Source organism: Streptomyces griseicoloratus (assembly GCF_014534645.1).
Taxonomy (GTDB): Bacteria; Actinomycetota; Actinomycetes; order Streptomycetales; family Streptomycetaceae; genus Streptomyces; species Streptomyces griseicoloratus.
Genome location: NZ_JACVQF010000222.1, coordinates 121,954 through 148,025, shown reverse-complemented (window position 1 = coordinate 148,025; position 26,072 = coordinate 121,954). Strand labels below are relative to the sequence as shown.

General features: G+C 73.3%; 27 protein-coding genes. 19 read left to right on the top strand and 8 right to left on the bottom strand.

Annotation, left to right across the window (positions count from 1 at the left end; translation table 11 throughout):
• Nucleotides 1-13 precede the first annotated feature (13 nt).
• The 5 genes from H0H10_RS30315 to H0H10_RS30295 form a co-directional block, all read right to left on the bottom strand.
• Nucleotides 14-1,546 carry a flavin-containing monooxygenase gene (locus H0H10_RS30315; protein ID WP_223180636.1) on the bottom strand — a complete coding sequence of 511 codons (1,533 nt, stop codon included), beginning with the start codon at nt 1,544-1,546 and terminating at the stop codon, nt 14-16.
• The gene (locus tag H0H10_RS30310) at nt 1,543-2,337 is read right to left on the bottom strand and encodes a class I SAM-dependent DNA methyltransferase (RefSeq protein WP_188184341.1); all 795 of its coding nucleotides are present in this window, start codon (nt 2,335-2,337) and stop codon (nt 1,543-1,545) included. The genes H0H10_RS30315 and H0H10_RS30310 overlap by 4 nt, the downstream gene beginning before the upstream one ends.
• A gap of 74 nt (nt 2,338-2,411) precedes the next feature.
• On the bottom strand, nt 2,412-3,062 hold the full coding sequence (locus H0H10_RS30305; RefSeq protein WP_188184340.1) for a class I SAM-dependent methyltransferase: 651 nt from the start codon (nt 3,060-3,062) through the stop codon (nt 2,412-2,414).
• Between the two features lie 107 nt (nt 3,063-3,169).
• Nucleotides 3,170-4,654, bottom strand: coding sequence for an MDR family MFS transporter (locus tag H0H10_RS30300; RefSeq protein WP_188184339.1), 1,485 nt, complete (start codon nt 4,652-4,654; stop codon nt 3,170-3,172).
• Nucleotides 4,655-4,660: 6 nt separating this feature from the next.
• Nucleotides 4,661-5,611, bottom strand: a complete 951-nt coding sequence (locus H0H10_RS30295; RefSeq protein ID WP_223180635.1) for an NAD(P)/FAD-dependent oxidoreductase — start codon at nt 5,609-5,611, stop codon at nt 4,661-4,663.
• A gap of 72 nt (nt 5,612-5,683) precedes the next feature.
• Between H0H10_RS30295 and H0H10_RS30290 the strand changes: the two genes are divergently transcribed.
• Nucleotides 5,684-6,136 (top strand): MerR family transcriptional regulator, encoded by a 453-nt coding sequence (locus H0H10_RS30290; RefSeq protein WP_188184338.1) that lies wholly within the window; start codon nt 5,684-5,686, stop codon nt 6,134-6,136.
• 71 nt (nt 6,137-6,207) lie between these two features.
• Here H0H10_RS30290 and H0H10_RS30285 read toward each other — a convergent pair whose 3' ends face one another.
• Nucleotides 6,208-7,455, bottom strand: coding sequence for a cytochrome P450 (locus H0H10_RS30285; RefSeq protein WP_188184337.1), 1,248 nt, complete (start codon nt 7,453-7,455; stop codon nt 6,208-6,210).
• 126 nt (nt 7,456-7,581) lie between these two features.
• On the opposite strand from H0H10_RS30285, the gene H0H10_RS30280 reads away from it, so the two are divergent.
• The 3 genes from H0H10_RS30280 (at nt 7,582) to H0H10_RS30270 (ending at nt 10,861) form a co-directional block, all read left to right on the top strand.
• The gene (locus H0H10_RS30280) at nt 7,582-8,712 is read left to right on the top strand and encodes a nitroreductase family protein (RefSeq protein ID WP_188184336.1); all 1,131 of its coding nucleotides are present in this window, start codon (nt 7,582-7,584) and stop codon (nt 8,710-8,712) included.
• A gap of 67 nt (nt 8,713-8,779) precedes the next feature.
• Nucleotides 8,780-9,985: an NAD(P)/FAD-dependent oxidoreductase gene (locus H0H10_RS30275; RefSeq protein ID WP_188184335.1), complete on the top strand. Its 1,206-nt coding sequence runs from the start codon at nt 8,780-8,782 to the stop codon at nt 9,983-9,985.
• Between the two features lie 51 nt (nt 9,986-10,036).
• The gene (locus tag H0H10_RS30270; RefSeq protein ID WP_188184334.1) at nt 10,037-10,861 is read left to right on the top strand and encodes an ester cyclase family protein; all 825 of its coding nucleotides are present in this window, start codon (nt 10,037-10,039) and stop codon (nt 10,859-10,861) included.
• A gap of 82 nt (nt 10,862-10,943) precedes the next feature.
• Here H0H10_RS30270 and H0H10_RS30265 read toward each other — a convergent pair whose 3' ends face one another.
• Both H0H10_RS30265 and H0H10_RS30260 read right to left on the bottom strand, forming a co-directional pair.
• Nucleotides 10,944-12,200 carry a cytochrome P450 gene (locus H0H10_RS30265; RefSeq protein ID WP_188184333.1) on the bottom strand — a complete coding sequence of 419 codons (1,257 nt, stop codon included), beginning with the start codon at nt 12,198-12,200 and terminating at the stop codon, nt 10,944-10,946.
• Nucleotides 12,197-13,453 (bottom strand): NAD(P)/FAD-dependent oxidoreductase, encoded by a 1,257-nt coding sequence (locus H0H10_RS30260; RefSeq protein ID WP_188184332.1) that lies wholly within the window; start codon nt 13,451-13,453, stop codon nt 12,197-12,199. Before H0H10_RS30260 ends, H0H10_RS30265 begins: the two co-directional genes overlap by 4 nt.
• 243 nt (nt 13,454-13,696) lie before the next feature.
• Here H0H10_RS30260 and H0H10_RS30255 point away from each other — a divergent pair, with 243 nt between their 5' ends.
• Genes H0H10_RS30255 through H0H10_RS30185 form a run of 15 tightly spaced genes read left to right on the top strand, consistent with a single transcriptional unit; the run spans nt 13,697 to nt 26,034 of the window.
• A complete protein-coding gene (locus H0H10_RS30255) occupies nt 13,697-14,128 on the top strand; it encodes an SCP2 sterol-binding domain-containing protein (RefSeq protein WP_188184331.1) in 432 nt (143 codons plus the stop codon).
• A 34-nt stretch (nt 14,129-14,162) separates the two neighbouring features.
• A complete protein-coding gene (locus H0H10_RS30250) occupies nt 14,163-15,092 on the top strand; it encodes a TIGR03619 family F420-dependent LLM class oxidoreductase (RefSeq protein WP_188184330.1) in 930 nt (309 codons plus the stop codon).
• A 46-nt stretch (nt 15,093-15,138) separates the two neighbouring features.
• Nucleotides 15,139-15,411, top strand: coding sequence for an acyl carrier protein (locus H0H10_RS30245; RefSeq protein WP_188184329.1), 273 nt, complete (start codon nt 15,139-15,141; stop codon nt 15,409-15,411).
• Nucleotides 15,412-15,416: 5 nt separating this feature from the next.
• Nucleotides 15,417-16,691: a beta-ketoacyl-[acyl-carrier-protein] synthase family protein gene (locus H0H10_RS30240; protein ID WP_188184328.1), complete on the top strand. Its 1,275-nt coding sequence runs from the start codon at nt 15,417-15,419 to the stop codon at nt 16,689-16,691.
• Nucleotides 16,688-17,824 (top strand): beta-ketoacyl synthase N-terminal-like domain-containing protein, encoded by a 1,137-nt coding sequence (locus tag H0H10_RS30235; RefSeq protein WP_188184327.1) that lies wholly within the window; start codon nt 16,688-16,690, stop codon nt 17,822-17,824. The genes H0H10_RS30240 and H0H10_RS30235 overlap by 4 nt, the downstream gene beginning before the upstream one ends.
• Nucleotides 17,825-18,847, top strand: a complete 1,023-nt coding sequence (locus tag H0H10_RS30230) for a beta-ketoacyl synthase N-terminal-like domain-containing protein (protein ID WP_188184326.1) — start codon at nt 17,825-17,827, stop codon at nt 18,845-18,847.
• Nucleotides 18,844-19,614, top strand: coding sequence for an alpha/beta fold hydrolase (locus tag H0H10_RS30225; protein WP_188184325.1), 771 nt, complete (start codon nt 18,844-18,846; stop codon nt 19,612-19,614). The genes H0H10_RS30230 and H0H10_RS30225 overlap by 4 nt, the downstream gene beginning before the upstream one ends.
• Nucleotides 19,611-20,612: an acyl-CoA thioesterase family protein gene (locus H0H10_RS30220; protein WP_309141928.1), complete on the top strand. Its 1,002-nt coding sequence runs from the start codon at nt 19,611-19,613 to the stop codon at nt 20,610-20,612. The genes H0H10_RS30225 and H0H10_RS30220 overlap by 4 nt, the downstream gene beginning before the upstream one ends.
• Nucleotides 20,612-21,832, top strand: a complete 1,221-nt coding sequence (locus tag H0H10_RS30215; protein ID WP_188184324.1) for a beta-ketoacyl-[acyl-carrier-protein] synthase family protein — start codon at nt 20,612-20,614, stop codon at nt 21,830-21,832. Before H0H10_RS30220 ends, H0H10_RS30215 begins: the two co-directional genes overlap by 1 nt.
• On the top strand, nt 21,826-22,803 hold the full coding sequence (locus tag H0H10_RS30210) for a beta-ketoacyl synthase N-terminal-like domain-containing protein (RefSeq protein ID WP_188184323.1): 978 nt from the start codon (nt 21,826-21,828) through the stop codon (nt 22,801-22,803). Before H0H10_RS30215 ends, H0H10_RS30210 begins: the two co-directional genes overlap by 7 nt.
• Nucleotides 22,784-23,614, top strand: coding sequence for an SDR family oxidoreductase (locus tag H0H10_RS30205; protein ID WP_188184322.1), 831 nt, complete (start codon nt 22,784-22,786; stop codon nt 23,612-23,614). The genes H0H10_RS30210 and H0H10_RS30205 overlap by 20 nt, the downstream gene beginning before the upstream one ends.
• Nucleotides 23,611-24,789 (top strand): beta-ketoacyl synthase N-terminal-like domain-containing protein, encoded by a 1,179-nt coding sequence (locus H0H10_RS30200; RefSeq protein WP_188184321.1) that lies wholly within the window; start codon nt 23,611-23,613, stop codon nt 24,787-24,789. Before H0H10_RS30205 ends, H0H10_RS30200 begins: the two co-directional genes overlap by 4 nt.
• 53 nt (nt 24,790-24,842) lie before the next feature.
• Complete coding sequence (locus tag H0H10_RS30195) at nt 24,843-25,130, top strand: acyl carrier protein (protein WP_188184320.1); 288 nt, start codon at nt 24,843-24,845, stop codon at nt 25,128-25,130.
• Entirely contained in the window at nt 25,127-25,528 is a 402-nt protein-coding gene (locus tag H0H10_RS30190; RefSeq protein WP_188184319.1) for a 3-hydroxyacyl-ACP dehydratase FabZ family protein, read from the top strand. Before H0H10_RS30195 ends, H0H10_RS30190 begins: the two co-directional genes overlap by 4 nt.
• Nucleotides 25,525-26,034: a 3-hydroxyacyl-ACP dehydratase FabZ family protein gene (locus H0H10_RS30185; RefSeq protein WP_188184318.1), complete on the top strand. Its 510-nt coding sequence runs from the start codon at nt 25,525-25,527 to the stop codon at nt 26,032-26,034. The genes H0H10_RS30190 and H0H10_RS30185 overlap by 4 nt, the downstream gene beginning before the upstream one ends.
• Nucleotides 26,035-26,072: the final 38 nt, after the last annotated feature.

Here is a 26,072-nt window from a genome sequence, read left to right as displayed (position 1 = left end):
CCGTTCGGGCGAGCTAATCGGGTACGTGGTGCAGGTCATCGGCGCTCTCGGCGGTGCTCCGTGGCTGCGGGAAGCGGAACGCGTCCGGGTCGGGGCGGGCCGTCAGCCGCTGGTAGAGCGTGGTGCGGTAGGGCCAGTTGTTGGTGAGCACCCCGTCCCCGGTCTTGAACCAGCTGGTGCAGGAGCCGGCCCACACGGTGCCCGCGGAGCCCTCGTCCACCCGGCGCTGCCACGCGTCCAGCGCCTGCGGTGTGGCCTCCATGACCGGACCGTTGCCCGCGGCCGCCCGGGAGGCCAGCAGGGCCACGCAGCGGGCGATGTGGACCGCCTGTGCCTCCAGGGTGAGGATCACCGAGTTGTGCCCCAGGTTGGTGTTGGGCCCGTACATCAGGAACAGGTTCGGGAAACCGGGCACGTGGATGCCGAGGTAGGCACGCGCCCCGCCCCGCCACACCTCCCCCAGGGCGCGTCCCGCGCGGCCGGTCACCGTCATCGGGGCGAGGAACTCCGTGGTGCGGAACCCGGTGGCGTAGACGATCGTGTCCACCTCGCGGTGGACGCCGTCGGCGGTCTCGATGCCCTTCTCCGTGACCCGCTCGATGGGCTCGGTGACCACGTCCACATGGTCACGGGCGAGTGTCGGGTACCAGTCGGAGGACAGCACGATCCGTTTGCAGCCCACCGTGAAGTCGGGCGTCAGCCGTGCGCGCAGCCCCGGGTCGGGGACACCGGCGCGCAGATGGCGCAGCGCCATCGTGCGCAGCAGGGACCCGATGAGCCGGTTGCGCCGCAGCGCGCGCAGCAGCACCGCCTCCGAGCGGCGGAACAGCATCGAGCGGTAGGCGCGGTGGGCCGCCGGGACGGTGCGCAGCAGCAGCGACAGCGCCGGGTGGAAGCGGGCGCCCGGTTTGGGCAGCACCCAGTTGGCGCTGCGCTGGAAGACGTACAGCCGGCGCACCCGGCCGGCGATGGCGGGCACCACCTGGGCGGCGCTCGACCCCGTGCCGACAACCGCCACGGACCGCCCGTCCAGCGCATGGCCGTGGTCCCAGCGGGCGGTGTGGAACGCGGCGCCCGCGAAGTCCTCCGCGCCGGGCAGGTGCGGCACGTTCGGGAGGTGCAGCTGGCCCACTGCGGACACCACCACGTCCGCGGTGTGCGTCCCCCCGTCCGCCGTGTGCAGGGTCCAGTGCCCGCGGCGGTCGTCGAAGCGCGCCGCGGTGATCTCCGTGCCGTACCGCACGTGCCGCTCCACGCCGTGGTCCCGGGCGACGGCGCGCAGGTACTGCAGCACCTCCGGCTGTCCCGGGTAGCGGATCCGGCTGTCGCGGTAGGGGGCGAACGCGTACGAGTACAGGTGCGAGGGGATGTCGCAGCCCGCGCCGGGGTAGGTGTTGTCCCGCCAGGTGCCGCCGAGGTCACCGGCCTTCTCGTACACCGTGAACGACTCGATGCCCTGCCGCTTGAGCTGCACGGCGGCGGCAAGGCCGGCGAACCCCGCGCCGATCACCGCGACCCGCACGGGCGCGATCCGAGGAGCCGTCATGGCCGCACGGGACCCGTCTTGCGGTACACCGACACATGGGCCTGGCTCCCGGCGTCGAAGGCGCCGCCGTCCCAGTCCGCGAACCGGTGCTCCAGGGTGAGCCCGGCCAGCCGGGCCATCAGGTCCAGCTCGCTCGGCCACACGTACCGGAAGCGCACGGTGTGCTCCCGCCCGGAGCCGGAGTCCTTCAGGCTGTAGTGCGGGTACATGTGCTGGCGGACCGGGTCGTGGCGGTCGATGCCCAGGTTGAGGCTGGTGTCACCGCTGCGCGCCACCTCCATCTGCTGTCCGCTCTGCCGCGCCATCTCGAACCGCGCGGTGTCGGGCACGAAGCCCTGGAAGACGAAGGCCCCGCCCTCCGGTAGCAGCGCCGCCGCACCGGCGAGGCAGCGTATCTGGTCCTCCTGGGTGGCCAGGCTGTACAGGGTGTTGAAGACGACGTAGACCGTGCCGAAGGGGCCCTGGACGTCCGGTTCCACGAAGTCGCCGTGGACCAGGGACACCGCGTCGCTGCCCGGCTTGGCGCGCAGCCGGTCCAGCATCTCCCCGGAGGCGTCGATGCCGGTGACGTCCACCCCGCGGGCGGCCAGCGGCAGCGCCACGCGTCCGGTGCCGACGCCGAGTTCGAGCACGCGCCGCTCCCCGGTGTCCTTCGCGACGCGCTCCGCGACGTCGGCGAGGAAACGCACGGTGGGCTCGGTGTCCTCCTGGAGGCGGACGATCCAGTTGTCGTAGATGTCGGCGAGTTCCTCGCCGTAGCTGGTGGGGCCGTAGTTCTCCTGAGTGGTCATGCCGGGAGTCAACCTCCGAGGAGAGAAGGGGGGCCAGGCTCCATCGGCCTGGCCGTCGGGGGAGGGTGGGGCGGTCAGTCCGCCGGCAGGCGGACCGCGAGCCGGGCGAACGGCCGGAAGGGCAGCCAGGCGAAGGCCCGGACCGGATCGTGTTCCACCACGGCACCGGCGAACCGGGGGTCGGTGGCCACCGCGCCGGTGGGCCGGACGTCCGCCACGGAGCGGAAGTCGTACACCACGAACCGGCCGCCGGGCCGCAGCACCCGGGCCACCTCGCCGACGGCGCCGGGGACGTCGGCCCAGTGGTGCATGCTGAGGGTCGTCACGACCAGGTCCATCGTGCGGTCCTCCAGCGGCAGGTGCGCCGCGTCGCCGAGATGCACCGTGACACGGTCGTCCAGCCCCTGGGCAGCGGCCTTGTGCCGGGCGCGGTCCACCATCGAGGGTGCGATGTCGAGCCCGTGCAGCCGCAGGTCCGGCCGCCTGCGGGCGGCGGCGAGCAGCAGGTGCCCGGGGCCGGTGCCGATGTCCAGGACGGTGCCGCCCCGGGGCAGTGACGCGGTCTCGGCGGCGGCCCGGCGGTACAGCCCGCCGAGCAGCCGCCCGGAGAGCCGGTCGTACCAGACGCTGCTCATGCCCATCCCGCCGGGTTCCCGGTGGGCGTGGCGGTGAGCGGGCGCGAGGCGCAGCAGGCCGTGGAGTGCCGTGGTCAGCGGACGGCGCATGTCGTGTGTCTCCGGTGCGTGGTGGCGGCGGGGAGAGGCCGTCGTGCGGCCCCTCCCCACCTGCGGGCAGTCGGCTTTCGTGGAAAAAGGGGGGTTGGGACAGGGGGTCAGGCGGTGGAGGGCTCGGGCCCGGTGTCCGACGTGTCCCGGGCCGGGCCCGCGTCGGCGCGGGGTACGAGGGCCAGCAGCACGAGCAGCAGCACGGCCAGCGGCACGCCCCAGATGAACACGTCCGGGATCGCCTCGGCGGTGACGGCGGGGGCGGCCGGGCCCTCGCCGACCTCACGGGCCAGCAGGTTGCCGAAGAGCGCCACGCCCACGGCCATGCCGAGGCCCCGGATGGAGAGGTTGGCGGCCGTGGTCGCCGCGAGGTCGGGCGGTGCGGCCGCGTTCTGCGACACCACCACGAGGTTCTGCATCAGCAGTCCGAACCCGGCGCCGAGGACCACCATCGCGCCCGCCGCGTACCAGTAGCCGCGGTCCGGGTCGATCGTGGCCAGCAGCACGAACGCCCCGATCAGGACCACCGCGCCGGCCAGCAGGTACGGCTTGAAACGCCCGCTCTTGCCGGCCCTGCCGCCCGCGATCGCGGACACGATGATGAACGGGATGAAGTACGGGGTCAGCGCGAGCCCGGCACGCGTGGCGCTCCAGTCGTACGCGGTCTGCAGGAAGGTCGGCATGAACACCACCGACCCGTACAGCAGCATGCCGAGGACGGCCGTCGCGGGCAGGATCAGGCGCAGCGAGGGATTGGCGAACAGCCGCATCGGCAGCAGCGGGTTGGCGGCGCGCTTCTCCCACTGGACGAACGCGGCGAACAGCGCGACGCACGCCACGGCGAGAGCGATGATCTGCACGGAGCCCCAGTCGTACTCGCGACCGCCCCACTCGGTCACCAGCAGCAGGCTGACCACGGCGGCGACCACCAGGACCGCGCCGGTGTAGTCGACGCGGTCGGTCGCGCCGGCCCGCGGCAGCCGCAGCGCGTAGGCGCTCAGCGCGATGGCCAGGATGCCGATGGGGACGTTGATGTAGAAGATCCAGCGCCAGCCGGAGCCGTCGGTGATGGCTCCGCCGACCAGCGGCCCGCCGACGCTGGCGAGCGCGAACACCGCGCCGGTGAGCCCCTGCACCTTGCCGCGCAGATGCTGCGGGTACAGCTCCGACAGGGCGACGGTGGGGATCACGAACAGCGCGCCCGCGCCGATGCCCTGGAGCACGCGGGTGGCGATGAGCTGCGGCATCGACTGCGCCATGCCGCACAGCAGCGACGCGACGGTGAACAGCACGACGGCGGCGATGAACACCTCGCGCCGTCCGTAGCGGTCGCTGATGCGGCCGTAGAAGGTGCCGGTCGCCGTGGACGCCAGCACATACGCGGTGACCACCCAGCTGAAGCTCTCCGCGCCGCCGATGTCGGCGGTGATGTCGGGCAGGGCGATGGCCACGACGGTCTGGTCGAGTACGGACAGCAGCATGCCGAGGACCAGCGCGATCGAGGCGAGCGGCACGTTGCTGTTGTGGGTCGGTTCCGGGGCGGCGGAGTCGCGGGTGGACTCCTCCGGCCCGGCGGGGATGCTTTCGGTCATGCTCTCTCACGCCCTCCCGGACGCGAAGGGGTTGGGCAGCTTGAACTCGGCGCTGAGCAGGTCCTGGTCGAGTATCGCGCCGGCGACCGTGCCGCTGGCGGCGGCCGCGATCACCGCGGCCATGGGCGCGGGCACCGTGGCGCGGCGCGCCATGTCACCGGCGGCGTACACGCCGGGCACGCTGGTCTGCGCGAACTCGTTCACCTCGACGCTGGCGTCGGGGAACATGGCGCAGCCCAGCAGCTCGGCGAAGGGGGCGCGCTGGTGCAGCACGGTCTTGATGAAGACGGCGTCGCGTTCCAGCGTCGCACCGCCCTCGAAGGCTATGTGGCGCAGCCGGCCGCCCTCGCCGGCCAGTTCCGTCACCGGCTCCGGCCGCACGGTGACACCGTTGGCCTCCAGCACGCTCTGGAGCATCGGCTCCAGCGGCTCGCCGCCCGTGCACAGCACCATGTCGGCGGTGAAACGGCTCAACTGGAGGGCGAGCCTGACCCGTTCGGGGCCGGTGCCGAGCACCGCGACGTTCTTGCCGGTGACCTCGTAGCCGTGGCAGTACGGGCAGTGGAAGGCCGACTTGCCCCACAGCTCGGCCGCACCGGGCACGGGGGGCATCTCGTCCCGCAGTCCGGTGGCGAGCAGCAGCCGGCGGGACTCCGCCACGGAGCCGTCGGCGAAGGTCGCCTCGAAGTGCTCGTCGGTCAGCCGGCGCACGGAGTCCACCGCCACGGAGCGCACCTCGACGTGCGGGTAGGCGGCCAGGTTCTCCCGGCCGAGTTCGCGCAGGGCGGCGGGCGAGGTGCCCTCGTGGGTCAGGAAGTTGTGCATCGCCTCGGCCGGCGCGTTGCGGCCGTCGTCGCTGTCGGCCAGCAGCACCGTGTGATGGGTGCGGCCCAGGGTCAGTGCCGCCGACATCCCGGCGGGACCTCCGCCGATGATGATGACGTCCTTCATGTCCATATCCGCTCCCGTCTCGTCGTGCGACGCGTCTGTCGGCTTGACCTGGACCCAACTCTGCAAGTTAATGTCAACATGAAGTCAAGTGACGCCGAGCCGACGATGACCATCGGCGAACTCGCCGAACGCTTCGGCCTGCGCCCCCATGTGCTCAGGCACTGGGAGTCCAGCGGGCTGCTGTCCCCCGCCGAGCGGGTCAACGGCAGACGCCGCTACACCAAGCGCCACATCGCCCGGGTCGCCATGATCGTCCGGGGCAAGGCCGCGGGCTTCAGCCTCGAACAGCTCCGCGACGTCCTCGACGCGGGGAACGCCGACGCGCGCCAGGCCCTGCTGCGCGCCCACTACGAGGACCTGGAGCGGCGCATCCGTGAGATCGAGGCGTCGCGCACGCTGATCGAGCACGCGATGAGCTGCCGCGCGCACGACTTCACCGAGTGCCCCGGCTTCAGCCGGCTGGTGGAGTCGCTGAACGAGGGGGCTGAGGCCGCGAAGGCGTCGGTGGAACTGCGCGGCCACGCCCACTGACGCCCGCCGCCGCGACGGGTGACGCGGCGGCCCGCCCCACGGGCGGACGACGGGAACGTGTCGGACAGGCCCTAGCGGACCCGCGAGAACGACACCCGCATCCGCTCCGGGCCCCGCAGGATCACGTGCGGGCGGTACTCCAGGTCCTCCTGCACCACCTGGGGGTCCTCCACCCGGGAGAAGAACGCCTGCAGCGCGAGCGCCGCCTCCAGCTTGCCCAGGTTCGCGCCCAGGCAGCGATGCACCCCGCTGGAGAACGACAGGTGGTCCAGCCGCCGGCCGGAGGCGCGGGTGATGTCGAAGCGGTCGGGGTCGTCGAAGACCTCGGGATCGCGGTTGGCGGCCGCCGCCAGCAGCAGCACGTCCATGCCCGCCGGAACCTCGAAGCCGTCCTCCAGCCGGATGGGTTCCTTCGCCATCCGGTGCAGGATCTGCACCGACGGCTCGAACCGCAGGATCTCCTCCACCGCGGAGAACGCCAGGGAGGGGTCCTCCCGCAGCAGCGCCAGCTGGTCCGGGTGGCGCAGCAGGGTGAGGATGCCGTGCGAGATCAGGTTGGCGGTCGTCTCGTGCCCGGCCATCACCAGCAGCGCCAGAGTGGCCAGCAGCTCCTTCTCGGTGAGCCGGTCGCCCTCCTCCTCCGCCTGCACCAGACGCGCCAGCAGACCCTCACCACGGGCGCCGCCGGACGCGATCAGGTCGCGGAAGTACTGGTAGAAGGCGGCCCGGGTCTCGGTGTCCTCCTTGTCGATCTCCGGCGTCCGGTTCGCCGCCATCAGCGGGTCCAGCGCCCGGCCCAGCACCGTGGACCAGGTACCGAAGATCTTGTGGTCCTCCGGCGGCACGCCGAGCATCTCGCAGATCACCCGCACCGGGACGGGATAGGAGAACACGCTCGGGATGTCGACGGGCGAGCCGGCCCGGGCCACCTGGTCCACCAGGTCGTCGACGATCTCCCTGATCCGGCCCTCCAGGGACTGCACCATGCGCGGTGTGAACGCCTGGGTGACCAGGCCCCGCAGCCGGGTGTGGTCGGGAGGGTCGAGGAAGGTCATGACCTCCTTGCGCGACTCGACCGCGTCCGTGCTGAGGATCCGTGACTTGCTGCGGTCGGCGCTGGCCACCGGCGAGCGCAGCACGGTCTCCACGTCCTTGTGCCGGCCCAGCACCAGCAGCGCGCCGTCCATCGCGTGGAACGGCGAGGCCTCGCGCATCAGATGGAGCACGGGATACGGGTCGGGGCGGTTCGCCGGGTCGAAGAAGGTGATCAGATGCTCTTCCGGGCTCCGCGCGGTGGAAGCCGTCGTCGTCTCCGTCATGCGCCGAGGATCCGGCCACCGCCCGGCGCCCGGACAGCCGCCGACGCCGTGGTCGTTCGGGCACCTCACATACACCCTCCAAAGGGCACTCCCACGGACCGTGCCCAGCACCGAGGGTAGCCAGCCATGGGAACCGAACCGCTCGACCCCGTGGCCGCGATGACCGCGTACGCGGCACCGCCGCCGCGGGGAGCAGCCTTCGACGCCTGGCGTACCTGGGACGGCCGGGACGACGCCCACGGAGTGATCGCGGCCGGCATCCTGGCGGCCAACGCCCGCAACGTCCAGCCGTGGCGGTTCGCCGTCGGCGAGCACGCCACCCGGATCGACGTGTACGCCGACCTGACCCGCCGGCAGGGAGCGCTCGACCCGTTCGACCGCGAACTCTACGTGGGGCTCGGCTGCGCCCTGGAGAACATGGTGCTCGCGGCCCGCGCCCGCGGACACGAGCCCGGACTGCACTTGGTGCCCGACCCGGACCGGCCCGAGCACGCGGCGGTCCTGCGGCTCACCCCCGGCGAGCGCGCCCGCTCCGAGCTGTACGACGCCATCCCGCACCGCCGCACCAACCGGGGCCCGTTCCTGCGCCTGCCGCTGCCCCGGCCCCTGCTCGACGAGATCGCCGCGCTCGCCGGTCACGACCCCGGCGGCCCCGCCCTGCTCTGGCACGCCGAAGAGGCGGAGCGGGACCGGGTCGCGCGGCTCCTCGTCGAGGCCACCGAGGCGGTCATCGCCGACGAGGGCCAGTCGCTCGCGGGCCACCGCTGGTACCGGGGCACCGACCGCGAGATCGAGCGCAGCCGGGACGGGATGACCGTGGACACCCAGGGCATGCCGCCGCTGATGAGCACGCTGGGCAAGCGGCTGCCCGCGCCGTCGCGGCGCACGGCCGACCGGTTCTGGCTGCGCAACACGCGCACCGTGCACGTGGCCACGGCCGCCGCCTTCGGCATGGTCACCGTGGCCGACGCCGACGACCCCGTCGAACGGATGCGCGGCGGACGGCTGCTCCAGCGCATCCACCTGTTCGCCACCGCCAGGGGACTGGCCGTGGGCCACCTCAACATGATGACCGTCCGAGCCGACCGGGAACGCGAACTGGGCCTGCCGCCACGCTTCGGCAAGGCGCTGGAGGAACTGGTCGGCGACCCCGGCAGACAGGCCCTCGTCACGTTCCGCATCGGCCGTCCGGCCCGCCCCGCGGGCACGAGCCCCCGGCGGCCCGTCGCCACCGTCCTCGGTACGGACGCCGGATGACGCGCAGCTCCCCACCCACCGTACGGCGGACCCGCTCCGCCACCATGCCGAGGAGGCAGAGACCACCATGTACGACGCGATAGTCGTCGGTGCCCGGGTCGCCGGAGCGACCTCGGCCATGCTGCTCGCGCGGGCCGGCCACCGGGTCCTGCTGCTCGACCGGGCGACCTTCCCCAGCGACACCATGTCCACCCACTACGTGCACCAGCCCGCCATCGCCCGGCTCGCCAGGTGGGGCCTGCTCGACCGGCTCGCCGCCACCGGCTGCCCGCCGCTCGAAGTCGCCCGCTGGACGCTGGAGGACGTCAGCATCACCGGCTGCGCACCCCCCGTCGACGGCATCCGGGCCGCCTACGGGCCACGCCGCTACGTGCTCGACCACCTCCTGGTCACCGCCGCCGTCGAGGCGGGCGCCGAACTGCGCGAACGCGCCAACGTCACCGGGCTCGTCCGGGACGGCGACCGGGTCGCCGGCGTCCGCGTCAAGGGCGCCGACGGCCGGGAGATCACCGAGCGGGCCACCGTGGTGATCGGCGCCGACGGCATCGACTCGCTGGTGGCCCGGGAGGCGGGCGCCCGCAGGTACGAGGAGGCCCCGACCCTCAACTGCCTCTACTACACGTACTGGAACGGCCTCAAGGCCGACTACGAGGTGTACGTCCGCGGCCGGCGCGCCATCGGCGTGGTGCCCACGCACGACGACAACGTCATGATCGGCATCCAGTGGCCGCGCGCCCTGTTCGACAGCGTGCGCGGCGACATCGAGGGCTCCTACCTCAAGGTCCTGGAGGACACCGCGCCCGAACTCGCCGAGCGCGTCCGGGCGTCGGAGCGGGCGGCCCGGTTCACCGGCACCGGCCGGCTGCCCAACTTCTTCCGCCAGGCCTCCGGACCGGGCTGGGCGCTGGTCGGGGACTCCGGCTTCCACAAGGACCCCGTGGGCGCCTTCGGCATCAGCGACGCGCTCCGCCACGCCGACCTCCTCGCCGGACTGCTCGCCCCCGCGCTCGGCGGGGAACGCCCGGTCGACGAGGCGCTCCGGGACTTCGCCGAGCAGCGCGACGAGGACGCCATGCCCGAGTACTTCTTCAACCTCCAGGCGGCCCAGCTCGAACCGATGCCCGAGCTGCTGAACGTGCTGCGGGTGATCGGGGACGACCAGGACGAGACGGACCGGTTCTTCGGCCTCATCGCCGGCAGCTACACCTGGGACGTCTTCTTCACCCCCGACCTCATCGAGCGCGCCGCGGCTCTCGCCGCGCAGGAAGCCTGACCGCCGCGTTCCCCGTACCGCACCCACGTGCCACAGAGAGGAAGACAGCCCATGAGCCACACGCCAGGACGGCGGATCCGGCAGCTCTTCGAGGAGATCTACAACAAGCACGACTTCGACCGCGCGCCGGAGTTCTTCGCGCCCGACTACGTCAACCACCAGCCGGGCGCGGCCCCCGGTGTCGAGGGCCTGCAGACCTGGGCCACCACCATGCTCACCCTGGTGCCCGACCTCAGCTGCAGCATCGAGCAGATGGTGGAGCAGAACGACCGGGTCATGGTGTACGTCCGCTGGCGCGGCACCATCGGCGGGACCGAGCGGGAGCTGTCCCAGCAGACCGCCAACCTCTACCGGCTGCGCGACGACCGGATCACCGAGCACTGGAGCGTGTTCGACTACTCCTCCCTGACCGAACTCGGCATGACACCGCCCGACCAGACCACCCAGGCCACCGGTGAGCCCGACTGGAACGCGGGCCCCGGCGAGCAGGCGAACATGCGGCTGGTGCAGCGGGTGTGGGACGAGCTGATGCACCAGCACAAGCTGGAGAGGGCCGACGACTACTACCGGCAGGACTACATCCAGCACAACCCCTTCGCGGCGCAGTCGGGCAGCGGTCTGAAGGGCATGAAGGACTTCTTCGCCGGGCTGTTCCAGCTCGCGCCCGACCTGGTCGGCGACATCACCCAGATGATCGCCCAGGACGATCTGGTGGGCATCTTCTGCGTCTGGCACGGACACGAGGCCGCCTCGGGAGACGAGGTGCGCCTGCACACCTCCGATCTGCTGCGCGTCGAGGGCGGCCTGATCGCCGAGCACTGGGACGTCATGGACTACGCCGCCGTCGCCCGGTTCGGCGTGTCCGCCGGGGGCTGAGCCGGCGGGCCGGCCACCGAAGCGGCGGAGGGGAAGACCGGGACGGTCTTCCCCTCCGCCGCTCCGGTCCGCCGGGGACCGTCTACGCGGGCGTCACGGTCACCGGCAGCCGGGCCAGCCGGCGCTGCATGAACAGCGGAAGCCACTCGGGTGCGCCGACGGCCTCCGAGGCCAGCCGGACCGGCCAGTGGGCCAGCGCCTCCAGCAGCAGGGTGCCCTGCTGCTTGGCGAGCGCGGCACCCAGGCAGTAGTGCAGGCCGTGACCGAGCGCCAGATGGCGTGCGCCGGGCCGGGTGATGTCGAAGCGGTCCGGGCTGTCGTAGACCGCCGGGTCCCGGTTGGCGGCACCGATGAAGGTGAGCACGCGCACGCCCGCCGGCAGGGTCCGGCCGCCGATCTCCACCTCCTCGGCGGTCCACCGCCCGCCGCCCGCGGTGGCCAGCTGCAGCGGGCTCTCGTAGCGCATGACCTCCTCGGTCGCCGCGGCCGCGAGATCGGGGTGCTCGCGCAGCAGGTCGAGCTGGGCGGGGTTGCGCAGGAAGGACAGGAACGCGCTCGCGGTGAAGGCGACCAGCGTCTCGTGGCCCGAGATGAAGACCAGCGCGGCGTTGGCGTGCAGTTCGCTGCGGCTCAGCGCACCCTGCTGATGCGCCTCCACCAGTGACGAGAACAGGTCCTCGCCCGGGTTCTCGCCGCGGGCGCGGGCCAGATGGGCGAAGTAGTCGTCGAACGCCTCGTAGGCCGCCACCGCGCTGTCGATCGAGGACGGGGCGGCCGGGATGTCGGCGGCCGGTGACATGGCCTGCCCCCAGTCGCGGAGTTTCGGCAGATCCGCCCGGGGAATGCCGAGCAGGTCGCCGATGGCCTGGAGCGACACCGGGAAGGCCAGTTCGTCCACCACTTCCAGATGGCCGCGGTGCAGCGCCTCCGCCAGGATCGCGTCGGCCAGCTCCCGTGCGTCGGCGAGGACCCGGCCGAGCCGCGGCGAGGCGAACGGGCGCCGGGTCAGGCCGCGCAGCCTGGTGTGGTCCGGCGGGTCGGTGAACAGCAGGGTCCGGCTCATGGACCGCAGCGACTCGGGCACCACGGTGGCCATCAGTTCGGCCACCGGATCGGGCGGCTGCAGACGCATCCGGGAGTCGGCGAGCACGGCGGTGGCGTCCGCGTGCGTGCTGACGACGTACGAGTCCAGGTAGTCCCAGTACACGGGTCCGCCCAGGGACCTGATCCGGTCGTACTCCGGGTACGGGTCGGCCCGGAAGGCGTCGTTGTACGGATCGAAGTCCTCCAGCGGGGGCACCCCGCCGGACTCGGTCTCCTCCGCAGGCTGATGGGTCATCGGATTCCCTTCGTGCCGGTCAGCTCCGCCAGGGCGTCGGCGGGCAGCCGCCCGAGCATCGCCAGTAGGTTGTCGGGGGCGAAGAAGTCCTCGGCGGGCACCGAGCCGGCGATCATCCCGAAGAACCGGTCGGCGTCCTCCCGGTGCGTGGCGACAACCCGCACCAGCTGCCGGGTCATCGGGTCCAGATCGAAACCGGCCGCCTCACAGGTGAACTCGTAGATCAGCTCCGAGGCGGCGTTGCGGGCCCGTTCGTAGCCCGCGAGCGCCGGCTCCCACTCCTCGGCGCCGGACTCCACCCGGTCGACGGCGTCGGCGAGCAGCTCCGCGTCGCGCCAGGCGTCGGAGATGCCCTGCCCGGTCAGCGGATCCTTGTGGTACCCGGCGTCGCCCACGAGCGCCCAGCCGGGTCCGTACGGCGTGCGGTAGAAGTTGCCGAGGTCGGCGGTGCCGCGGAACCGGTCGACGCGCTCCGCGCCGTCCGCCATCTCCCGCGCCAGCGCGGGCGCCGCCTCGGCGATGGCCTTGTGGTAGTGGCCCTCGATGTCGGTGCGGTAGGTGGGGTAGAACGAGTGCGGGCGCGCCACCTGGACGAGACAGGCGTCGTCGTGGGTCGGGATCACCCCGATCTGCTTGTCACCCATGAGGAACACCTCGTTGAGGTGACGGCGCTGCTCCGGCAGACCGCGCCAGTAGGCGTAGTAGACGACCGTCAGCGGCGGCCGCTCGTGGTACTTCCGGGCGCCCGTCTCCCGGGCCACCAGGGAGTTGCGGCCGTCGGCGCCCACCACCAGCGGGGCGCGCACGGTGTGCTCCCGGCCGCGGCAGTGGTAGCGCACCCCCGTCACCCGCCCGGCGTCGTCCCACAGCAGGGAGCGCACGGTGCACCGCTCGCGCACCTCGGCCCCCGCCTCCCGGGCCGCGTCGACGAGCAGCGCGTCGAGCACGGTGCGGCGCGGGGCGAGCGCGGTCGCGACGCCGTCGAAGGGCGGGGCGAACCCCCGGACCGACAGGTCGTCGCCGAACCGCCACACCGCCTGACTGATCGGCGGGCAGCCGGTGGCGGTCAGCCGGTCGAGCAGACCCCAGCGCCGCAGCCGGGCCAGACCGCTCGGCTGGACGTAGTGCGTCGAGACGGTGTCCTTGGGAAACGCCGCACGGTCCAGGACCAGCACGCGGTACCCCTTGCGGGCCAGCAGCATCGCCAGTGGCGATCCCGCGCAGCGGGCACCGACGACTATCACGTCGTACATATGACCTCCGCGGACGTGCGGGGCGGCCGGCGGTCGCCGGTGCCCCGCACAGCAAAGCCGGGCGGCCCGGGGTCTGAAAGACCTGGGGGAGGTGCCCACTCGGGCAGCGCCTTCGGCCCGGCGTCCCGGCCGCTCCCGGCGGCGCCCGATCCACCGCCCTGACGGCCCTGTCGCCGCCCGCGGGCCGCCCGGCAGCCTGAGGGCCGTCCGACACACCGGCCCGACCGACACAGGAGCGTGGCGATGCCCCTGGACACCCGCAGGTTCGAAGAGATCAAGGAAGCGGCCGGGCGCCGCAAGGAGGAGGAGGTGTTCGACTTCGCCCGCGCGCAGGCCGGCGGCATCGCGGGACTGCTCGACGACGTCTTCGGGAACATGCCCGAGGCGTTCCGGGCCGACCGCGCCAAGGGACAGGAAGCGTCCTTCCAGTACCTGATCAAGACCCCCGACGGGGTCTTCGAGTACTTCGTCGAGGTCTCGGGCGGCGCCTGCCGGACGGGCCGGGGACGCGTGGAGTCCCCCAAGCTGACCACGACCGTGGGGCTGCCGACCTTCCTCAAGCTGCTCACCGGCCGGCTCAACGGCATGCAGGCGTTCCTCGGCGGCAAGGTCAAGCTCTCCGGCAACACCCTCTACGCCGCCAAGTTCGAGCACTGGTTCGAGCGTCCCGCCTGACCGGACAGCGCCGCCACCGCCCTGGAGATGCCCCGTGAAGTTCGGTATCGCACTGCCCACCGTCGGTCCGCCGGGCCGCCGCCGCTACCTCCTCGACGTGGCGACGGCCGCCGACCGTATGGGGTTCGACTCCGTCTGGGTCAGCAGCCACGTCGCCCTGCCACGGACCCGCAACAGCACCTGCCTCTACCCGCGGGCCAAGACCGCCGACGCCTACAACTGGGGCGTGGCCTGGCTCGAACCCGTCGCCGTGATGGGCGTCGTCGCCGGCGTCACCGAGCGCGTGCGCATCGGCTCCCACGTCATGGCCCTCCCGTACCGCAATCCCGTCATCCTCGCCTCCGAACTGGCCTCGCTCGACCAGCTCTCCCTGGGCCGGACCGTGCTCGGCGCCGGGATCGGCTGGATGGACGAGGAGTTCAGGACCGTCGGAGTCCCGCGCACCCAGCGGGGTGCCCGCACCGACGAGGCCATCGAGGTGATGCGCACCCTGTGGGCGGCCCGTCACCCCACCTCCTTCCACGGCCGGTTCACCGACTTCGACGACATGTGGCTCGCCTCCCGGCCGCACAGCAGGACCGGACCGCCCGTCTACGTCGGAGGCAACACCGACGCCGCCCTGCGCCGCGTGGCCAGGCTCGGCGACGGCTGGCTCGCGCACGAGCTGTACCCGGACGAGATCACGGCGGCCCGCGCCACCCTCGGCCGGCTCACCACCGAGGCCGGCCGCGATCCGGCCGCGATCGAGATCACCGTACGCCGTGCCCTGGTGCCGCCCTTCGAGGTCATGGACTTCATGTCCGACCGGGTCAGCATCAGGGGCACCGCCGACGAGGTCGTCAAGGAGATCGACGCCTACCGGCGGGCCGGTGTGCAGCTGATGGTGCTCGATCTGTCCATGCGTCCCGCAGAAATCGTCGAAACCATGGAGTGGCTGGTCAAGGACGTCCTCGTCCGGCTGTGACCGCCGTTTCGCCGCTTCGCGTCCACCCACCGACCCTGGAGAGCAGATGACCACGCCGGACAACACCATCGCCGACCGCGAGGCGCGCAAGGCCAAGATCAAGGAGATGGTCTGCAGGATCCTGGAGATCGATCCCGCGGAACTCACCGACACCAGCCTGTTCAAGGAGGAGCACGACGCCGACTCGCTGCGGGCCATCGAGATCCTGGCGGCCCTGGAACGCGAGTTCGGCATCACCATCGAGCAGGACGAACTCAGCCGCATGGTCAACCTCGACGGCGTGGAGTCGGTGGTGGACCGGGCGCTGCCGGCCCGGTGAGCTCCGTGACGACCAGCAGGCCGCCCGAGGCCGGGCACGCGTCACGACGGGTGGTGGTCACCGGGCTCGGCACGGTGACCAGCATCGGCATCGGCGTCGGGGAGTTCCTGGCCGGGCTGCGCGAGGGCCGCAACGGCGCCCGGCCCATCACCGCCTTCGACACCGAGGGGTTCGCACACGCCAACGGCTGCGAGGTCACGGGATTCGACCCCGGTGAATGGATCACCCGCACACCCACCGAACACCTGGGCCGGGCCGCGCAGTTCTCCACGGCGGCGGCGGTCATGGCGGCACGCGACGCGGGGATGGACCCCGCGGAACTGCGCTCCCGCCGGGCCCTCGTCTGCATCGGCACCACCGACGGCGAATCCGCCGACCTGGACCGGCTGGTGGCCGCCCAACTCGCCGACGGCCCCGAACACCTCGACCCGACCGTCGCCCGCCGCACCTCCGCCGGGCTGCTCTCCTCCGCGGTGGTCAGGGAACTGGGCCTGACCGACGTCGAGGCCACCACCCTCGCCACCGCCTGCGCGGCCGGCAACTACGCCATCGGCTACGGACTCGACGCGCTGCGCGGCGGCGACGTCGACATCGCCCTGGTCGGCGGCGCGGACGCGATGTGCCGCAAGACGTTCACCGGCTTCTACCGGCTCGGCACCATCGCCCCCGAGGCGTGCCAGCCGTTCGACGTGGGCCGCAAGGGCATCCTCACCGGCGAGGGCGCGGGCGTCCTGCTGCTGGAGACCCTGGAGTCCGCGCTCGCCCGGGGCGCCCGCATCTACTGCGAGGTCCTCGGCTACGGGCTCAACTGCGACGCCCACCACCCGGTCGCCCCCGACCGCGACAGCATCGCCCGCTGCATCGAACTCGCCCACGCCAACGCCCGCGTCAAGCCCGAGGAGATCGACTTCATCTCGGCGCACGGCACCGGCACCAAGGCCAACGACGTCACCGAGGCCGCCGCGATCCGCCGGGTGTTCGGCGAGCGGCCGCCGAGCACCATCTCCATCAAGGCGATGATCGGGCACACCATGGGCGCGGCCAGCTCCCTGGCCTCCGCCGCCTGTGCCCTCGCCATCGCCGAGGGCTTCATCCCGCCCACCATCAACCACGTCGAGACCGACCCCGAGTGCGGACTCGACTGCGTCCCCAACGTGCCGCGCGAGGCCGACCTGCGGGTCGTCCAGAACAACGCCCTCGCCTTCGGCGGCAACAACGCCGTGCTGATCCTCGGCAAGTACACCGGGGCGGCGCCGGCCCTCGCGGGGGAGGCCCGATGAGCGGCCTGATCACCGGCATGGGCGCCAACTGCAGCGTCGGCGCCGACCGGGCCGCCACCTTCGACGCGCTGTGCGCCGGCCGCACCGGCCTCGCGCCGCTGCGCGGCTTCGAGCCGGCCAACTTCCGGGCCCGCAACGCCTACGAGATCGACGACCGGGCCGCGCCCGGCGAGGACCGCCCGCTGCGGCCCACCCGGTGGCTCCTGGACGCCGTGGCCGAGGCACTGGCCGACGCCGGGATGGCCGAGGACCTGACGGACATCCCCGTGGTGATCGGCACCACCCTGCGCGAACTGCGCTCCGTCGAGCTGAACTGGTGCGACGGCACCCCCTTCGACCCGGCGGACCTGCACTTCGGCACCGCACTGCGCCGCCGCTTCCGGGCCGGCCGCACCTACACCGTCGCCAACGCCTGCGCCGCCTCCCTGTACGCGCTCGGCATGGCCGCCGACCTGCTCGACCTCGGCGAGGCGGACACCGTGGTGGTGGCCGGCGCAGACACCATCACCGAGAGCACCTACGGCATGCTCGACCGCGTCTACCACAAGGCACCCGACGCGGTACGGCCCTTCGACCGCGACCGGCGCGGGATGCTCCAGGGCGACGGCGCCGCCGCCGTGGTACTGCACCGCAGCCCGCCGCCCGGCACCCGGCCGTACGCCCGGGTCAGGGGCGTCGGGGTCAACTGCGACGCCTCCCACCCCTCGGCACCCGACGCGGAGAGCATCGGCCGGGTCATGCGCGACGCCCACGCACGGGCCGGCGTGAAACCCGCCGACATCGACCTGGTCCTGCTGCACGGCACGGGGACCCCGCACAACGACGTCGCCGAGGCGCAGGCGCTCGTCGACGTCTTCGCCGGGGTGGAGACGCCCCCGCGGATGACCGCGGTCAAGTCGATGATCGGGCACACCGCCGGCGCCTCCGGGCTGCACAGCCTGATCACCGCCGTGCAGTCGCTCGCCTCCGGGCGGGTGCCGCCCACGCTCGGGCTCGCCGATCCGATCGAGGAGATGGCCGGTTTCCGGCTGGGCTCCGAGCCGGTCGTCGACCCCGACCTCTCCCTGGCCCAGATCGACTCCTTCGGCTTCGGCGGCCTCAACGCCGTGGCCGTCGTGGAGAAGGTGGCGTAGATGCGGGCAGCAGAGACGACGGTGCGCACGGACGTGCTGATCAGCGGACTGGGCACCGCCCTCGCGGGGGTGAGCGGACCCGGCGCCCTGCTGGATCCGCCGGACACGGCCCTTGGCACGGATCCGGTGGACGCACTGCGGGGACCCGGCCTGCGGTACAAGGACCGGGCCACCAAACTGGCCCTGTGCGCCGCGCGGGACGCGCTCGCCGACGCCGGACTGCTCGGCACCGACGGGGACCTCACCGTGGACGGTGCCGACTTCGGCGTGGTGGTCAGCAGCAACTGGGGCAACGTCGACACCGTCTGCGACGCCTCGGCCACCATCAGGCGCAGCACGTACAAGGCCACCAGTCCCATGCTGCTGCCCAACACCGCCAGCAACGTCACCGCTTCCTGGGTCGCCATCACCCACGGCCTGCGCGGCGCCAACGTCACCCTGACCAACGGCCCGACCTCCGGGCTGGACGCCGTGCACTGGGCCCGCACGCTCATCGCCGCCGGACGGCTGCGGCGCGCCCTGGTCATCGGCGTCGAGCCGGTCAACGAGCCGGTGCGGCACCTGGTCGGCGACGCCGAGCCGCTGTTCGACGGCGCGGTCGCCCTCGTCGCCGAGGCCGCCGACGCCGTCCGGGACCGGGGCGGCACCCCGCTCGCCCGCATCGGCCGCTACGCCCGCGCAGGCGACCCGGCCCGCGCCCTCGCCGCCGTACGCGACGACGAGGACACCCCGCCGGACGCCTGGTGGCTGCCGGAACGCCCGCTGCCGCCCGCCACAGCGGGCACCACGGCCCCCGCCGGTGTCCCCGCGTACGACCTGAGCGCGCGTCACGGCCGCTGTTCGGGCGCCCTCGGGGTGCTGCAGTGCGTGGCCGCCACCGCCGAACTCACCCGCACGGCGAGCCGCTCCATGCTCGCCACCGCCGGACAGGGCAGCACCGGCGGCGGCCCGGGCGAGGACGACGCCGCGGCCGCGCTCGTCCTGCACCGCATGCCCGCACCGGCCGGGGGAGGCCCGTCATGAGCGACCTGCGGGTGACGCTGCTGCACGGGCTGGCCGGCAGCACACGTCTGTGGGACCACTGCCGTGCCCAGGCCCCCGAGGACGTCCGGATCACCGCGGCCGACATCGACTGGCCGTTCGACGGCACCGCGGCCCCCGGCCTCCCCGGCGACCCGGCGCGGACCGTCGCGGAGGTGGTGCGCGCCACCCGCGCCCAGGTCGTGGTGGCGCACTCCTTCGCCGCCAACGCCCTGCTCGAACACCTCGCGTCACCGGACGCGTCGCCGCTGCGCGGGGCCGTGCTCGTGGCCCCCTTCTACCGGCCGCGCCGACGAGACTTCGACTGGGACACGATCTCCTACTACTTCAACCGGTTCCACCAGATCCTCGAAGAGGGACTGCACGTGACCGCGGCCGGCCGCATCGACCCTACGGTCCGGCACGCGATGGCGCTGCGCGTGCGGGAGACGATCGGCCCGTACGGCTGGATGGACTTCTTCGGGGCCTATCTGCGCACCCCCGCACTGCCGCTGCACCGCGTCCGGCCGCCCGTCCTGGTCGTCGCCGGCCAGGACGACCGCGCCGCGCCCCCGTCCGACGCGCGGAACCTGGCCCGCGCCCTGCCGGCGGCCCGGCTCGACGTGTTCCCGTCGTGCGGGCACTTCCCGATGGCCGAGCGGCCCCGGTCCTTCACCCGGCTGCTCGGCGACTTCCTCGCCTCGCTGCCCGCCCCGTCCGACCGCTCCGCCGGCGCCCCGCCGGCCGACGCCCCACTGGAGATGACGTGACCAAGGCATCCGTGTCCACCGCCCGTTCGCTGCCGGACTCCGTGGACGCCCTGGAGCACCCCACGACCGTCCAACTGAGGCCACGGTACGAGGGCTCCAACATCTGTACCTGGATCGGCTTCAAGCACGTCAACTACCTCGTCGAGGAGGCCGTCCTCGAGCACCTGCGACGCAGCGGCTGGCCGGCCGGGATGCTGTACGAGGACTTCGGGCTGTGCGTCGACATCGTGAGCATCGACGCCGCGATCGTCTCCGCCACCCACATCGACGACATCGTCACGGCGCGGGTCGTCGCCGAGGGCAAACCCGTCGACGGAGAGATCGCCCTGACCGTCGGACTGGACATCCACGGGTCCTCGACCCCGGTCAAGACGGTCTCCGCCAAGGTCCGGGTGGCCCTGCGGCACGACCCGCGCGGAGGCGGGGCCGCCCCGGTGCCCCAGGTGCTGGAGCCGTTCACCGTCAAGGAGATCGACCGCTCCTCACTCGTCCGGGTACCGGTCGCCTCCACCCCGCCGGCCACCGTGGCGGACGGCGACGAACTGCTCGCCGCACTGACGCGGGACGCCAACGCCTACGGCTGGAAGTGGCGTATCCCGTACTTCTACTGCCACTTCACCGAGCGTCTGCAGATGTCCGGCTACCTGCGCCTGATGGAGGAGGCCGTCGACCTCTTCCTCGCCGACCGCGGCATCTCCATCAAACGGCTGCTGGACGAGCAGAACTGGATCCCGGTCGTGCCGAAGAACTCCCTCGTCATGCTCGCCGAGGCCCGCATGGAGGAGGACATCTACACCGTCCTGACCGTCGAGGACGTCTTCAAGCGGCTCATCTACACCGCCCGGATGGACTGCTACGTCCTGCGCGACGGCGTCCCCGTGCACACCGCGACCGGCAGGATCACCCACGGCTACGCGTTGATCGAGAACCGGAGGGACTGGAGCCTCGCGGAGTTCGACGACCGTATGATCCAGCGGCTCAACGGGCAGCACGGCTGATGGAACCCGTCCTGGTCACCGGAGTCGGTGCCGTCACGTGCCACGGCACCGGGGTGCCCGCGCTGCGGGACGCCATGGACCGTGCCCGTGCCGTGCAGCCCGACAAGGTGCCCGACCCGTGGGCGCGCATGGAACTGCCCCTGATGTACCTGGTGCCGGAGCCCGCGCTCGGCACGGAGGCGGGCGACGCTCCGGGCCGCGCCACCTCGTTCGCCGTGCGTGCGGCGCGCGAGGCCCTGGCCGGAGCGGGCCTGGCCCGGGAGGGGCTGCCCGCGGGGCGGACCGCGGTGGTGCTCGGGACCTGCATGGGCGCCATCGGTGACCGCGAACGGGACCGCGCACCGGCCGAGCAGAACCCGCCTCCCGAGCAGGACCCGCCCGCCGGTCCGGCCGCGCCGCACACCTGGCGGCCCGACTTCGAGGTCGCCTCGCGGCTGGCCGCCGAACTCGGCGTCACCGGACCCGTGAGCAGCACCAGCAACGCCTGTGCCGCCAGCGGATTCGCGCTCGCCACCGCCGCCGACATGATCCGCTGCGGCGAGGCCGACGTCGTCGTCACCGGGGGTGCCGACGCCTACTCCCGCATCGCGCTCGCCAACTTCAACCGTCTCGGCGCCGTCGACGCCCACGGCTGCCGCCCGTTCGCCGCCGGCCGGGCGGGCACCGTCTTCGGCGAGGGAGCGGGCATCCTGGTGCTCGAATCGGCCGTGCACGCGGCGGCCCGCCGTGCCCGGCCGCTCGCCGAGATCGGCGAGTCCGGCTGGAGCTGCGACGCCGGCCACCCCACCGCACCGGAGGAGAGCGGCGAGCAGATCGTCCGCGCCCTGCGGGAGGCCCTGGACCGCAGCTCCGTCGCGCCCGGCGAGGTCGGCTGCGTGATCCCGCACGGCACCGGCACCCGGCTGAACGACCGGGTGGAGAGCGCCGCCCTGCGCGAGGTGTTCGCGCGGGAGGCGGCCGTACCTCCGCTGTACAGCCTCAAGGCGCTCGTCGGGCACACCGGCGGGGCCGCCGCGGGCCTCGCCGCCGTCGCCGCCACCCTGATCGCCGGCCGCGGCAGCGTACCGCCCAACGTGCCCGTCGGGGCGCCCGACCCCCGCTGCGACGTGCCGCTGCCGACCGCCCGGACCCCGCTCACCGGCACCGCCGTGCTGGTCAACGCCTACGCCTTCGGCGGCAACAACATCTCCCTGGTGGTACGGGAGGCGGTCGCGTGCTGACACACCGTCACGAACTCCGGGACGTCGTGGTCACCGGCGTGGCCGCCGTCGTCCCGGGCCCCGGCGCCCCGCCCGGCGCCTGGTTCGACGCCGACGCCGAACTGGGCCCGCGCGGCCACAAGTACCTGCCGGCGGGCGCCCGCTACCTGCTGGCCGCGGGCCGGCGCGCGCTGCGCTGCGCCACGACCCCGGAGCAGGTGCCGCCGGAGCGCCGCGGACTCGTCGTCGGCACCAACAACGGGCTCGCGCCGCTGTTCCGGGACATGGACCGCACCGTCGTCGCCGCCGGGGCCGAACGGCTGCGTCCCGCGCTCGCCCCCTACTTCGCGGTCAACGTGCTCGCCGGACGGCTCGCCGCCGAACAGTGCCTCAAGGGCTTCAGCTGCACCCTCACCACCTCCGGTGTCGCCGGCGTCGAGGCGCTGCAGACGGCCGTCCGCGCACTCGTCCTCGGCCGCGCCGACCTGGTGGTCGTCGTCGCCGTCGAGGACCGGTCCGCCGAGGCGGTGGCAGCGGGGGAGCCCGGCGAGGAGGGCGCCGTGGCGCTGGTCCTGGAGCCGCGGGCGGCCGCGGAGCGCCGCGGCGCACCCGTGCGGGGCACGCTGCGGGCGGCCTGCGCCTTCGTGCCGCCGGGCGCCGACGCCCCCGACGGCGACCTCGGCCTCGCCGTCGGGGACCTGCTGAGCGCGGTGCAGTCCGAGCCGGCCGCCCCCGTCCATCCGGTGCTCGACACCTCGCCCCGCGGCCGCGCCGTCGCCGCACTGCTCGGCGCGCCCGCCCGCAAGGCCGCCGCCGCACGCGCCGGGTGCCTCACCCCGCTGCTGAGCGCGGCGGAGCCGTTCACCGCCCACGGCGGGCAGCGGGTCGTCGTCACCGCCACGGCCCCGGGACACCTGGCCGCCGTGCACGTCCTCGCCGCCGAACCCCGAGAAACCCCGTCAGGAGGCTTACGTGCGGAATCGACTGCGTGACCGCTGGTGCCTGGTGCTCGGCGCTTCGAGCGGCATGGGACGGGCCACCGCCCTCGCCCTCGCCGAGCAGGGCGCCCATGTCGCCGGAGTGCACTTCGACCGCGCCGACGGCGTCCAGGCGGCCAGGGAACTGGAGTGCACCCTGCGCTCCCAGGGCGTGCGCGCCCACCTGTTCAACGTCAACGCGGCCTCCGACCGCGGACGGACCCGCCTGGTGCCCGCCCTCGCCGAACTCACCGGCGGCCGGCCGCTGCGCACCGTCCTGCACTCCCTGGCCTTCGGCAGCCTGGTGCCGTTCCTGCCCACCGACGACACCAAGCAGGCCCTCACGCGCGCCCAGCTGGAGATGACGCTCGACGTGATGGCCCACAGCCTCGTCTACTGGACCCAGGACCTGCTGGCCGCGGGACTCGTCGCCGAGGGCACCCGGATCTTCGCGATGACCAGCGCCGGCACCAGCCAGGTCCTGCCGAGCTACGGCGCCGTCTCCGCCGCCAAGGCCGCCCTGGAGTCCCACGTCCGCCAGCTGGCCTGCGAACTCGCCCCGCACGGCGCCTCCGTCAACGCCCTGCGCGCGGGTGTCACCGTCACCCCCTCGCTGCTGCGCATCCCCGGCCACGAGGAGTTCGTCGGCGACTCCGCGGCGGGCAATCCGCACGGCCGGCTCACCATCCCCGAGGACGTCGCGGAGGCCGTCGTCCTGCTGTCGAACGCCCCGTCGTCATGGCTGACGGGCAACACGATCGGCGTGGACGGCGCGGAACTCGTCGCCGCCGGCGCCACCTGGAGCCGACGGGAGGCGACCCGATGACCACCACCGTGCCCGAGACCGCAGCCGGCCACCCCGCGGCCGGCGCCACCACCGTGATCTCCGAATGGTCGGTGCTGTCCCCGTACGGCATCGGCGCCGAACCGTTCGCCGAGGGCGTCGCCGCCCGGCGCCCCGTCGTGCCGCGGCTCAACCGTGACGTGTGGCAGGCACCGCCGAACGACGCCTGCCTGGTGCCCGGATTCGACGTCGTCGCCCTGCTCGGCACCCGGGGCACCCGCACCATGGACCGGCTCACCGGCCTGACCGTGGCCACCCTCGGCACCCTCCTCGAACCGAACGGCAGCCCCCGCCGCCTCGACGAGCCCGAACACGTCGGCCTCGTCCTCGGCACCGGCTCCGGCAGCGTGCAGAGCACGATGGACTTCACCCGCGACGCACTGACCGGGGCCAAGCCGTTCTACGTCGACCCCGCCCTGTTCCCCAACACGGTGATGAACCGGGCCGCCGGGCAGAGCGCCATCTGGTACGGCCTCAAGGGCCCCAACGCCACTCTGGCCGGCGGCCCGCTCACCGGCCTGCAGGCCCTGCGCTACGCCACCCGGCTCCGCGAACGCGGCTACAGCCGGACGGTGCTGTGCGGCGCCGTCGAGGAGTTCTCCGAGCAGCGGGCCTGGCTCGCCTGGCACTCGCGCGGCGAGGAGCGCCGCCGCACCCTGCTCGCCGAGGCCTGCGCCATGTTCCTGCTGGAGGACGCCGGCACCGCCCGGGACGCCGGCCGCACCCCGCGCGCCGACATCCTCGCCGTCCGCTTCGGCGCCGGTCCGGACGGACTGCGCCCCGCCCTGGAGCGGTGTGTGCGCGGCGCCCTGGAGGCGGCGGGCACGTCACCCGGCGAGGTCGCGTTCGCCGCACCCTCGGGCCGGGTCGCCCCGGCCCCCGGCACCTGCCCCATGGGCTTCGGACAGGGCCCCTCCGGAGGCGACGACGCGGAGACGGTCGAGACCGCCGTGCTCGGCGACGTACTCGACGGAGCGGACGTCGACCTCATCGGTGTGCGCGATCTGCTGGGTGACGCGTCCGCGGCGTCGGCGGGCCTCCAGCTCGCCGCGGTGCTGGCCGCCGCGGCACACCGCCCCCGTCCCGGCGCCACCGCCGTGGTGACCTCCGTCGACGACGACGGACTCGTCGCCTGCCTCGTCCTGCGGCTGCGGTGACCCGGCAGCCGCCCGCCCCCACGCCACCCGAAACCGGCACCGAAAGGAACGTCATGGCCGAAGAGACCCGCACCGCCCCGGACCGCGCGAGCCACGCCGCCCTGGACAGGGAGCGGCTGCGCGGCCTGCTCGCCGAGATCCTGGACGTGGACGTCGCCCAGATCTCCGACCAGGCGCACTTCGTCGACGACCTCGGCGTGGACTCGCTGATGGCCCTGGAGATCACCGTACGGCTCGAAGCGGAGTTCCCCGTCAAGCTGGCCGAGGAGGAGCTGACCCAGCTCGCCACCCTCGACGACACCTACGCACTGCTCGACGCCAAGCTGCGGGCGGCCTCGTGAACGGGCCGTCCGTCTCCCTGCTCGGCCTGGACCCGAGGTCGGTCACCCGCGACGGGGACACGGTGACCGCTTCCGCCACCGTCGATCCCGGGCACGAGGTGTTCCCCGGGCACTATCCGGGCTTCCCCGTGCTGCCCGGCGTCTGCCTCATCGAGTACGCGGACCGCAGCATCCTCTTCGACCAGCGGCGCCTGGGCCGCGACGTGGAACTGGTCGCCGTGGAGCGCTGCCGCTTCCGGGACCCGGTGTTCCCCGGCGACGAGCTGACCCTGCGCGTCGACTACCGCGGCGACGACGCCGCGGGCCTGCGCAGCGACGTCGTGGTCGGCTCCGGCCGGGGACGCGTCGCCGAACTGCGGCTCGTGCACCGCACGACCGGGACGGGGGAGCCGGGATGAGCGACTGGGCGGCCGACGTCGACGCCATCACCCGGATCATCCCGCACCGCTACCCCGTCCTGCTGGTCGACCGCGTCACCGAGGTCGACCCGGGACGCACCCTGACCGCGCTCAAGGCGGTCACCGTGGGCGAACCCTGCTACCGCAGGGCCCCCGCCCACGGCGGCCCCGCCCGCTTCCACTACCCGCGCCCGCTGCTCGTGGAGTCCTGGGCCCAGGCGGCCGTGCTGCTCGCCGTCTGGAACACACCCAACCCCGACGTGACCACCGGAAAGGTCGAACTCGCCGGCGCCATCGACCGGATCGCCTTCCACCGCCCCGTGGTCCCCGGCGACCTGCTGGAGCACCGGGTGCGGGTGGTCCGGGCGGTCGGGGACACCACGATCCTGGCGGGCGAGACCCGGTGCGACGGCGACCTCGTCGCCGAGGTGGGCCACTTCATCGTCGCACTGCGCCCGCTCGCCTCCGTGGCACCCCCGCTCGCACCGGACCACGCCGGCCACTGAGACCCCGTCCACCCCGCAGCCCTCCGAGGAGATCCCGC